Source organism: Pelagibius sp., assembly GCF_028289705.1.
In the GTDB taxonomy this organism is placed as follows: domain Bacteria; phylum Pseudomonadota; class Alphaproteobacteria; order Kiloniellales; family Kiloniellaceae; genus Pelagibius.
On the sequence record NZ_JANQOI010000165.1, the window covers coordinates 1 to 10,234 of the forward strand.

General features: G+C 65.7%; 9 protein-coding genes and 1 pseudogene. 7 read left to right on the plus strand and 3 right to left on the minus strand.

What is annotated here, in order from left to right; genetic code table 11:
* A pseudogene (locus Q0996_RS20580) lies at positions 1-273 on the plus strand (hypothetical protein); the annotation flags it as partial.
* Between the two features lie 423 nt (positions 274-696).
* On the opposite strand, the gene lpdA reads toward Q0996_RS20580, so the two are convergent.
* Together lpdA and Q0996_RS20590 are read right to left on the minus strand one after the other, a co-directional pair.
* A complete protein-coding gene (gene lpdA, locus Q0996_RS20585) occupies positions 697-2,106 on the minus strand; it encodes a dihydrolipoyl dehydrogenase (protein ID WP_299624233.1) in 1,410 nt (469 codons plus the stop codon).
* Positions 2,107-2,229: 123 nt separating this feature from the next.
* Positions 2,230-2,424, minus strand: coding sequence for a cytochrome oxidase subunit III (locus Q0996_RS20590; RefSeq protein ID WP_299624236.1), 195 nt, complete (start codon positions 2,422-2,424; stop codon positions 2,230-2,232).
* A gap of 79 nt (positions 2,425-2,503) precedes the next feature.
* On the opposite strand from Q0996_RS20590, the gene Q0996_RS20595 reads away from it, so the two are divergent.
* Both Q0996_RS20595 and Q0996_RS20600 read left to right on the plus strand, forming a co-directional pair.
* Complete coding sequence (locus Q0996_RS20595) at positions 2,504-3,622, plus strand: low specificity L-threonine aldolase (RefSeq protein WP_299624239.1); 1,119 nt, start codon at positions 2,504-2,506, stop codon at positions 3,620-3,622.
* Between the two features lie 108 nt (positions 3,623-3,730).
* Positions 3,731-4,549 carry an alpha/beta fold hydrolase gene (locus Q0996_RS20600; RefSeq protein ID WP_299624242.1) on the plus strand — a complete coding sequence of 273 codons (819 nt, stop codon included), beginning with the start codon at positions 3,731-3,733 and terminating at the stop codon, positions 4,547-4,549.
* A gap of 167 nt (positions 4,550-4,716) precedes the next feature.
* Here Q0996_RS20600 and Q0996_RS20605 read toward each other — a convergent pair whose 3' ends face one another.
* A complete protein-coding gene (locus Q0996_RS20605) occupies positions 4,717-5,595 on the minus strand; it encodes a LysR substrate-binding domain-containing protein (RefSeq protein WP_299624245.1) in 879 nt (292 codons plus the stop codon).
* 176 nt (positions 5,596-5,771) lie between these two features.
* On the opposite strand from Q0996_RS20605, the gene Q0996_RS20610 reads away from it, so the two are divergent.
* From Q0996_RS20610 to Q0996_RS20625, 4 genes are read left to right on the plus strand one after another with little or no spacing between them, the layout of a single operon-like run.
* Positions 5,772-6,752 (plus strand): TRAP transporter substrate-binding protein, encoded by a 981-nt coding sequence (locus Q0996_RS20610; protein WP_299624248.1) that lies wholly within the window; start codon positions 5,772-5,774, stop codon positions 6,750-6,752.
* A 60-nt stretch (positions 6,753-6,812) separates the two neighbouring features.
* Positions 6,813-7,322 carry a TRAP transporter small permease gene (locus tag Q0996_RS20615; RefSeq protein WP_299624250.1) on the plus strand — a complete coding sequence of 170 codons (510 nt, stop codon included), beginning with the start codon at positions 6,813-6,815 and terminating at the stop codon, positions 7,320-7,322.
* Entirely contained in the window at positions 7,319-8,617 is a 1,299-nt protein-coding gene (locus Q0996_RS20620) for a TRAP transporter large permease (protein WP_299624253.1), read from the plus strand. The genes Q0996_RS20615 and Q0996_RS20620 overlap by 4 nt, the downstream gene beginning before the upstream one ends.
* Before the next feature lie 48 nt (positions 8,618-8,665).
* Positions 8,666-9,706: an NAD/NADP octopine/nopaline dehydrogenase family protein gene (locus Q0996_RS20625; RefSeq protein WP_299624256.1), complete on the plus strand. Its 1,041-nt coding sequence runs from the start codon at positions 8,666-8,668 to the stop codon at positions 9,704-9,706.
* Positions 9,707-10,234: the final 528 nt, after the last annotated feature.

Sequence of the window (10,234 nt, forward strand, 5' to 3'; positions counted from 1 at the left end):
GTCGCTGCTGAGGCCCAGCAGGCCCGGCAGTTCCGTCATGTCGGTGAAGGGCTGCCCGCCGGCGGCGGCGAGGGCGTCGGGGTCGGAATCGGCGGCGTAGGCCTGCTCGGCACCACGGCGGGCGTGGCGGCAGGGATGCGCGTGCTGGCCTACGCCGCCGATTCCGACCCCGACGCCCTCGCCGCCGCCGGCGGCCAGCCCTTCACCGACATGACGGAACTGCCGGGCCTGCTGGGCCTCAGCAGCGACGTCGCCGGCACCGCCGCCGAATAGCCCCGCGCGCCAACGCCACCCTCATCGTCACCTTCGAGCCTCGACTCACTGCTGTCCGGTGTAGCTTCTTTCTGTTTGGCGGAGAGGGTTGCTTTGCAAGGTGTTGGAACCAAGGGGCTGGTGGAAGGCCGCAAAAGCCAACGCACCATGGCTAACGGCTTGCGGCTGAGAGGGAGTCACCCCCACCCCAACCCTCCCCCGTCGAAGGGGGAGGGGGAAACTATTGAAACGGCTGAAAAAAATCTCCTCCCCCCTTGACGGGGGGAGGTTGGGAGGGGGGTGAGCCGCACACTCGATGGCAGCCTGTTTTCCTCGACGCCGACCTTAAACCGGACAGCCGTGGGACAAGCCCGAGGGTGACGATATGGTTAGGCAAGGTGTTGCCAACCATTGAAATCAAACCAACCGTTTCGAGACAGATTCTCAGATGTGGATGGGTCGGCCGTCGACGGCGAGGGCGGCTTCCTTGACGGCTTCGCCCATGCCCGGATGGGAGTGGCAGGTGCGGGCGATGTCCTCGGCGGAGCCGCCGAACTCCATCACCGTCACCGCCTCGGCCAGGATGTCGCCGGCCAGGGGGCCGACGATGTGGACCCCCAGCACCTTGTCGGTGCGCTTGTCCGCCAGGACCTTCACCACGCCGTCGGTGTCGCCCACGGCGCGGGCGCGGCTGTTGGCGGTGAAGGGGAACTTGCCGACGCGGTAGTCGACCCCCTCCTCCTTGAGCTGCTCCTCGGTCTTGCCGACCCCGGCCACCTCCGGCCAGGTGTAGACCACGCCGGGCACCAGGTTGTAGTCGATGTGGCTGGCCTGACCGGCCAAGCCCTCCACCGCGACCACGCCGTCCTCCTCGGCCTTGTGGGCCAGCATAGGCCCCGGCACGCAGTCGCCGATGGCGTAGATCCCCGGCACCGAGGTCTGGAAGTGGCTGTCCACCTGGATGAAGCCGCGGTTGTCCATGGCCACGCCCAGTTCCTTGAGGCCCAGGCCCTCGGTGAAGGGCCGCCGGCCGATGGCCACCAGCACCACGTTGCAGGCCAGTTCCTGGGCATCGCCGCCCTTGGCGGGCTCCAGGGTCAGGGTGACGCTGCCGTTGGCCTTGGCGGCGCCGGTCACCTTGGTGCCCAGCTTGAACTTCAGCCCCTGTTTGGTGAGCACGCGCTGGGTCTGCTTGGCGATCTCCGCGTCCATGCCCGGCAGGATGCGGTCGAGGAACTCGACCACCGTCACCTTGGCGCCCAGGCGCGACCAGACCGAGCCCATCTCCAGGCCGATGACCCCGGCGCCGATCACCACCAGATGCTCCGGCACCGCATCCAGGGCGAGGGCGCCGGTGGAGGTGACGATCTGCGCCTCGTCGGTCTCCACGCCGGGCAGCGGCGTCGACTCCGAGCCCGTGGCGATGAGGATCGATTTGGTGGTCAGGACCTCCTCGCCGCCGTCGCTCAGCGCGACCTTAACCGTGCCGGCCGCCGGGATGGAGCCCCAGCCCTTCACGTAGTCCACCTTGTTCTTCTTGAACAGGAACTCGATGCCGCCGGTGAGTTCCTTCACCACCTTGTCCTTGCGGCTCATCATGGCCGGCAGGTCGAGGGCGAGGCCGTCCACCTTGATGCCGTGCTCGGCGAAGTGCTTGCTGGCATCGGCGTATTTCTCGGAGGACTGCAGCAGCGCCTTGGAGGGGATGCAGCCGATGTTGAGGCAGGTGCCGCCCAGGGAACCGCGCCCCTCGACGCAGGCGGTCTTCATGCCCAACTGGGCGGCGCGGATGGCGGCCACATAGCCGCCGGGCCCGCCGCCGATGACCACCAGATCGTACTGCTTGTCGCTCATGCTCTGATTCCCTCGGGAGCGCCTGGAAAGGTATGAATTCCGCCAACCTTGCCGTATCGGGCCGGGGCGGACAAGGGCCGAGGCCGCAAGGCCGTCATTCCCCCTTAGATGGTCCTGCGCGTGTCAGGTTTCATCGTCCGGCACGCGATGGCCATGCAACGGCACCAGGAACACGAAGCATGCGAAAAAGAAGAAGATCCCACCCAACAGACCGAGGACATCGCCGCTGCGCCAGCTCGCCGCGATGAAAAACACCGCCGAGATGATGAAGAGGACCCAACCCGCCGTTTCAAAGCGGCGCTTCGTTCTGTTACGCATGGTTTCCCCCTACCCGACCTTGAAGCGCTGCGGAAGCTTCGCCACGATAGCGGCCCCTGCCCCGACACAAAAGGCGACCATGAGCACCAGCCGCACCAAAGAAGACCTGCGCCGGTCCTGCGACCGCTTCCTCTCCCACGACCCGCCGCTCGATCCGCGCCGGGCGCTGGCCGATCTGGCGGCCTTTTTGCCAGAGGGCACCGAGGCCGATTTCTACGGCAGCGGATCGCTGATCGAAGACTTCGAACGGCGGATCGCCGGGATGCTGGGCAAGCCGGCCGCCGTCTTCGGGCCCAGCGGCAAGATGCTGCAGAACGCGGCCCTCCGGGTCTGGGCCGACCGCCAGGGCTGCCCCACCATCGCCCTGCACCCGCAGAGTCACATCGCCGCGGAAGAGGCCGAGGCCTACGAGCGCGTCTTCGGCCTGCGGGGGACGGCGCTGGGGCAGCCCGGCCGCCTGCCGACGCCGGAGGAACTGGAGGCCATCGCCGAGCCACTGGGCGCCGTGACCCTGGAGTTGCCGCTGCGCCGCCTCGGCTGCCGCCTCCTTGCCTGGGAAGAGGTTGAGCGTTTCGCTGAGATCGCGCGGGCGCGCGGCCTTCCGCTCCACGCCGACGTGGCGCGGATCTGGGAGATCCAGCCCTACTACGGTCGCAGCCATGCCGAGATCGCCGCGCCCTTCGATTCGCTATACGTCTCCTTCTACAAGGGGCTGGGCGGCTTGGCCGGCGCGGCGCTGGCGGGCCCGGAGGATCTGGTGGCCGAGGTACGCCTCTGGCAGCGGCGCTGCGGCGGCCGGTTGATCCATCTCTTCCCTTACATCGCCGCGGCCATGCAGGGCCTGGAGCAGCGCTTGCCGCGCATGGCGGCCTATCAAGAGAAGGCCAAGGCGATCGCCCGGGCGCTGGCGCCCCTGCCGGGTGTCCGGATCACCCCCGATCCGCCCCAGGCCAATGCGCTCCTGGTCTGCCTCGACGGGAACGCCGCCGATCTCATGGAGGCGGCCCTCGACGTGGCGGGGGAAAGCGGCCTCTGGTTGTTCACCGAGCCTCAGGTCTCGCCCTACGACGGCCTCGCGGTCTTCGAGATCACCGTGCGCGAGGGCGCCATGGCGCTCAGCGAAGAGGAGATCGTCGAAGGCGTCCTCGCCCTGCAGCGTGCCCTCGCCCGGCGCAGCGCCGGCGGAAAGGTGGCATAGGGTGGCGACCGAAAGAGGCAATCATGAACCCGCCCAACGTAAGCTCTGTTCTTGGACCTTTGACAGGTCACGTCCCCTGGCGGTTGGTACGAAACTGAAGCCCGGGCCATGACGGACTGGTCGCTCACCCAACGCTTTGCCTTCGAGGGCGACGAGATCGCCTACGACGTCATCGGGGAGGGCGAGGCGCTGGTCCTGGTCCACGGCACGCCCTTTTCGTCTTACGTCTGGCATGCCATCGCACGGGAACTGGCGCGCAGCTTTCGCGTCCACCTCTTCGACCTGCTGGGCTACGGGCAGTCCAGCATGCGTGACGGCCAGGACGTCTCCCTCGGGGTTCAGAATCGGGTGTTGGCGGCGCTGCTCGGTCACTGGGGCCTCACGCGCCCCAAGGTCCTGGCCCACGACTTCGGCGGCGCGACCAGTCTGCGCGCGCACCTGCTGAACGGCTGCGACTACGAGAAGCTGTTGCTGATCGATCCGGTGGCGGTCCGCCCCTGGGGTTCGCCCTTCGTCCAGCATGTCCGCCAGCACATCGAGGCCTTCTCAGGCCTGCCCGCCTACCTGCATGAGGCTTTGCTGGCCGCCTATCTGCGCGGCGCGGTGTACCGCACTATGCCGGACGCCGAGCTGGAGCCCTACCTCGCGCCCTGGCGCGGCGCTACGGGCCAGCCCGCCTTCTACCGCCAGATCGCGCAGATGGACCTGAGGTTCACCGACGAGGTGCAGCCCCGTTACGGCGAGATCCGCTGCCCGGTCGAGCTGCTGTGGGGCGAAGAGGATGCCTGGATCCCCCCGATACGCGGTGAAGAGCTGCAGGCCCTGATCCCCGGTGCCCGGCTGACGAAAATCCCCGAGGCGGGCCATCTGATGCAGGAAGACGCGCCGGAAGCCATCGTCGCCGCGGCCCTGCGCTTCTTCACCTGACGCGCTCAGCCGATCCCCGGCGGCGGGTCCTCGCCGTCGCTTTCCGGGGCGAGGTCGGCCAGGGTCTCGCTCTCTTCCGGGGCCTCCGGTGCCTTCTCCCTGCCCGCCGGCAGGATGACGTCGAAGCCGGCCCCGTGTTCCGGTCACCCGGGCGATCGGCCCGCATATCAAGGCGAGAGCTGGGCCTGGAACGTTGGGTCGAGCAGGTCCTTCAGCGCCGCGACGATCCTGGGTGCGTCGATGCGCAGCGGTGCAACGGTGGCGATCTCCATGGGTATCTCCGGCCGGAAGGACCTGATCACGGTCGACGTCCGTGACGCCATCTGAGCAGAAAAGGGGTCGAGCAGCGCGACGCCGAGCGCTTCCGACACGAAGCCCGCCGACGAGGCGGCGTGCAGCACTTCGCCGACGATGGCCGGCGTGATCCGGGCATCCGCGAAGGCTTTGTCGATCTGCGGCCGGTTCGACCCGCTCTTGCCGAGGACATAGAGCCTTTCATCCTCCAGGTCACTGACGTGGATCTGCGGTTTGTCGGCCAGACGATGGGTCCTCGGCAAAAGACAGACCATCGCGACCGTCATGCGGTGCAGGACCGTCAGATCCTGGGGAAGCGAAGTCAAGGTGCAGAAGCCCACGTCATGCTGGCTTCGCGCAACCTGCTCGGCGATGGCGTGGGAGGTGTCGGTGTGCAGGCTGATGGTCAGATCGCCGAGCCTGCCGGTCAGCGCCGCGACAAGCCGGGCGATGAAGGCGTGGGAAAGAAACGGCGGCGCGGCGATCCGGAAGGGGTCCATGGGAAAACGCCGGATTCGCCGGGCGGACTCCTCGATGTAGTCGAGCCCGCAGAACACCCGTTCCACCTCTTTGATCAGCCGCAGCGCCGCCGGCGTCGGCCGCAGCCGCGGTCCGGAGCGCTCGAACAGGCGCATGTCGAGCGCCGCCTCCAGATCCGAAATGAGGCGGCTGACCGCCGGTTGCGTGATCGACATGCGCTCGGCAGCACCGGTCATCGTGCGGCTCGTCATCAGCGTGCGGAAGGCATCCACTTGCCGAAAGGTCATTCTCACGGTTTCGCACCGGCCTACTATAAGATTTGAGCATTATAACATGAGTAATTGAGATTAGACATTATGATCCGGTTCTTCCACGGTCCGGCTGAAGGCGGCAGTCCGGCTGAGATCGGGCATGCCTTGACGAAACCGATCACAGGGAGCACCCGAACATGATCTTTCGAATCTCAGCCTTTGCATTTGCCTTGCTGGTGTCGGCGCAGGCCGTGGACGCACAGACACTACGGCTATCAACGCAGGCGAACCCGCCGCATCCCTGGCTCGATGCCGCCCAGACCCTCAAGGAAGAGGTCGAGAGCGCAACCGACGGCCGGCTCAAGATCGAGATTTTCAGCGGCGCCTCGCTGGGGCGCGATGCCACGGCGCTGGACGAGATGCGCCTTGGGACCATCGACCTGCTGATCGGCGGAACGCAGGAAGCGACACCCTTCTTCCCGGAATTCCAGTTGTTCAGCATCAGCTATCTGTTTCCCAGCGTCCCGGTCTTCCGCAAAGCCATGGACCCCGAGGGCGAGGTTGTCGGCTATTTCGAGAAGGTCTACGAGGATTCGGACAATGGGCTGGAGCTTCTGGCGCTGACCGGGGGCGGCATCCGAAACTTCTCCAACAACACCAAACCCGTCTCCTCCCCTGCCGACATTGCCGGAATGCAGATGCGCGTCCCGGGGTCGAAGATGGACGCCCTGATGTGGGAATCCACCGGCGCGCAGCCGATCTCCCTACCTTTCACGGAACTCTACACGGCCCTTCAGACCGGCGTCGCCGATGCTTTCGAAAGCAGCATCAGCGCCTATGTGGGCAACAAGCTCTACGAGGTGGCGCCCTACCATTCCCAAACCCAGCACCAGTTCATGGTCAGCCACATCACCATGAGCCGGGCCAGCTTCGACCGCTTGTCCGCCGACGATCAGGCGGTACTGCAAACGGCGGCGGAGAAAGCCGCGACCGTCGGGATCGACAAGGGCGTCGAATACGACAACTCTCTTCTGCAGCCCCTCGTCGATGCGGGAACGATCACCGTGACCGCGGTCGACAAGACCCCCTTCATCGACATCGTGCGGCCGCTTCACGACGAGGTCGCCGCCGGGATCGGGGCGACCGAGGTGCTCGAGAAGATTCGCGCCATCAAGTAAGCGAGTGTTGCTCCGTGGCCCCGCCGCCCGGCGGGGCCCGGCACCTGGCCGGAGGTCTCCATGCTGCGACGGGTGAATGCCGCCCTCGAGAAGGCGCTCTATCTTCTGGGCGGCGCCTTGTTTGTGGTGTTCATCGTCGTCGTGCTGTTCCAGATCGGGTCGCGCAACCTGATGCCGGGCACCTTCGTCTGGACCGACGAGGTCGCCATGTTCTGCTTCGTCTGGAGCGTGTTTCTGGGGGCGGCGGTGGGCTTGCGGCGCGGCGTGCACTACGTGGTCGAAATCCTGCCGCAGCGCTTCACGCGCGCCAACCAGGCGCTGATGCTCCTCGCGCTGATCCTCTGTCTGCCGCTGATCTGGGTCCTGGCGGTGAACGGCTGGAGCTATGCCGACATGAGTTGGCGGCGCTATTCCTTCTCGCTCGGATACCCGATGTTCTACCAGAACGTCGTGGTGGCCATCGCCGGGGGCGCGATGGCGCTTTTCGCAGTCGAACAGGTGCTGCGCTGCATCTCGGTCCTTCGCGGCGACAAGACCGGCGACCACAAGGCGGGCGACGATAACGCATGAGCCCCGTCGTTACCCTTCTCGCCGGATTCCTCATCCTGATCCTGCTGCGCGTCCCGATCGCCTTCGCCATCGGTCTGGCCTCCCTCGCGGCCGCTCTGCAGCTTGGCCTGCCGATGAACTCGGTGGTCAACCAGATGCTGTCCAACATCAATTCCTTCGCACTGCTGGCGGTCCCCTTCTTCCTGCTGCTGGGCAGGCTGATGAACGACAGCGGGATCACCGACCGGCTCATGGTTTTCGCACAGTCCATCGTGGGCCACATCCGCGGCGGTCTGGGACATATCAACGTGATGGTCAGCATGATGTTCGCGAGCATGTCGGGTTCGGCCGCCGCCGACACCGCCAGCGTCGGGGCCATCATGATACCGGCCATGAAGAAGGCGGGTTATCCCGCGCCCTTCGCGGTCGCGCTCACCGCCACGTCCTCGACGTTGGGGGTCATCATTCCGCCGTCGATCCTCTTCGTGATCTACGGCGCCTTCGGCAACATCTCCATCGCGGGGCTGTTCGTTGCCGGCATCCTGCCCGGTCTGCTGATCGGCCTCGGACAGATGGCCTACACCTACTACGTGGCCTCGCGTTACGACGTTGCCAATACCGATAGGCTTCCCTGGAAGCACCGCGTCGAGCCGACGCTCAACGCGGCGCCGGCGCTGCTTATCCCGACCATCATCCTGGGGGGCATCCTGAGCGGCGTCTTCACCGCGACCGAGGCCTCGGCCATCGCCGCTCTGGTGGGGCTCGTTCTCGCATTGATCCTCTACCGCACGATTCGCGCCGGGGCGCTCTTCGACATCCTCTGCTCCACCGTGGTCGCCTATTCGCTGCCCATGTTCGCGGTCGCAGCGGCCGGGATCATGGGATGGCTCATTTCCTACATGGGCATCGCGCGCGAGGTCGCCGATTTCATCGCCTCGACATCGAAGCATCCATCCGGGGTGATGTTGATGCTGATGCTGTTCTGCCTGGTCATCGGCACCGTGCTCAGCCCGATCACGGCGGTCATCATATTTCTGCCCATCATCAAGGAACTGGGCGTCCTGGCGCAGATTCCGGACATCCACCTGGCGCTCGTCGTCTGTCTGTCCCTGGCCATCGGGCTCACAACACCGCCCTATGGCATCTGCCTGCTCATCGCCGCCCAGATCGGCGAAGTCGACATGCCGCGCGCGTTCCTGGCCGTGCTTCCGATCGTGGCCATCACCATCGGCATCATCCTTTTGGTGATCTTCCTGCCGGGGGTCTTCCTCTACCTGCCGCGGACCTTCTTCCCTGAGGCTTTCCCCGGTGGCTAGCTCGTATTTCTCACCACCATGGTCGGCATTCAGAACGAGGTATCGCTTATGAAAGTCTGCGTTCTCGGCGCCGGAGCGATCGGCCTGACCTACTGCGGCCTGTTGACGGCGCGGGGACATGACGTCCTGCTCCTCTCGGAGAGCGGGGAGAGACCGCCCCGCCAGACCTTCGAGGGCGCGTTCGAGGGGACGTTCCGGTTTTCCACCGTCCCGTCTTTGGAGGAGGCCGTTCAGAGAGCGGAGGTCCTGATCTTCGCCCGGCGCGCCGAGGCCATCCGCCCGACGATCGAGGCCCTGGTGCCGCTCCTGTGCCCGCACCATACCGTCGTCATCAGTGGGGAGCTTTCTTTCGCGTCCCTGCATTTCGCCGCCGCCCTGGAGGCCGCCGGAAAACCGGCGCGCATCATTCCCTGGTCGACCACCTTGGCGACGGCGCAGAAGCGACGGGACGGCATTCGCGTCGGCACGATCCGGGGAACGGTCGACATGGCCGTGACCGACGCGCTGGACCCTCTGACGGGCAGGGGGATCTGTTCGGACCTCTTCGGCGACAACTTCCGGGTTCTGTGCAGCCCGCTCGCCATCGGGCTCAGCAATCTCAACCCGCAGATTCACCTGGCGAACGGGCTGGCCAACCTGACACGGATCGAAAAGGGCGAGGACTGGGAGAACTACGGCTGCATCACGCCGGCCGTCGGCCGTCTGATCGAATCGCTGGACTGCGAACGCCTCGCTGTCGCTCAGGCTTTGGGGATCGGCGTTCGAGATGTTTTCGAACACTACGCCCGGACCTTTCCGAAGATCCGGCCCGCCTCGGTTTCGGACATGGCCCAGCAGGTCTGCCAGGACTTTCCGGGGACGAAGGGCCCGACAGAGCTCGCCACACGCTATCTGACGGAAGACATCCCCTACGGCATCGTCCCCTTGTGCAATCTCGCCAGGGACCTCGGCGTCGCGGTTCCCCTGCACGAGGCCGGCGTGACTTTGGTCTCCGGCTACCTGGGCAGGGATCTTCGAAGGGCCAACGATCTCGGCGCCGTCAACGAGGACTTCTGGCGCAAGACCATGCTTTGCTCCGAAGCCTCGTGATTAGAGCCTTTCACGTTTTGACGGCACCGGCCCGCTCCCCTCCCCGCCACCCATAGGACACCGGTGCTGGATGGCCGGGTGGGGAGCGGGCCGGTGCCGTGAAAACATGCAACACTCAAGTTATAGACAAGCCAGGTATAGACAAGACTGTCGTCCCGGGGTTTATCCCCGGGACCCAATGCGTCGGCGCGTGGCAATGCCCTACTCCATTTACATCCTTGCCAGCCGCAAGAACGGAACGCTCTACAGAAGATCCGGCTGATCGGGCGCGGCAATCCGGACTGGGATATTCTCTACGACCGCATGAATGGCCAGCCAGGACAATGGGTCCCGGGGACAAGCCCCGAGACGACAGTCATCGGTTTCGTTCAAGGCCGGCCGCACAGATTGGGTCGTACAAGTTCGCGGATGGCCGGGAGGGGGAGCGGGCTGAGCAACCGGGAAGATAGCTTACAGTTTGGACCGGTTACATGGCTGACAGTCTTCGTGCTTTGTTCGCTTTGTGGCGCCCCGATCGGGGCGCCACAA

What these genes read in the sequence shown, in the direction of transcription:
- Q0996_RS20595 (WP_299624239.1), top strand. Translation starts at nt 2,504, where the DNA reads ATGAGCACCAGCCGCACCAAAGAAGACCTGCGCCGGTCCTGCGACCGC.
- Q0996_RS20615 (WP_299624250.1), top strand. Translation starts at nt 6,813, where the DNA reads ATGCTGCGACGGGTGAATGCCGCCCTCGAGAAGGCGCTCTATCTTCTG.
- Q0996_RS20600 (WP_299624242.1), top strand. Translation starts at nt 3,731, where the DNA reads ATGACGGACTGGTCGCTCACCCAACGCTTTGCCTTCGAGGGCGACGAG.
- Q0996_RS20625 (WP_299624256.1), top strand. Translation starts at nt 8,666, where the DNA reads ATGAAAGTCTGCGTTCTCGGCGCCGGAGCGATCGGCCTGACCTACTGC.
- Q0996_RS20610 (WP_299624248.1), top strand. Translation starts at nt 5,772, where the DNA reads ATGATCTTTCGAATCTCAGCCTTTGCATTTGCCTTGCTGGTGTCGGCG.
- lpdA (WP_299624233.1), bottom strand. Translation starts at nt 2,106, where the DNA reads ATGAGCGACAAGCAGTACGATCTGGTGGTCATCGGCGGCGGGCCCGGC.
- Q0996_RS20590 (WP_299624236.1), bottom strand. Translation starts at nt 2,424, where the DNA reads ATGCGTAACAGAACGAAGCGCCGCTTTGAAACGGCGGGTTGGGTCCTC.
- Q0996_RS20620 (WP_299624253.1), top strand. Translation starts at nt 7,319, where the DNA reads ATGAGCCCCGTCGTTACCCTTCTCGCCGGATTCCTCATCCTGATCCTG.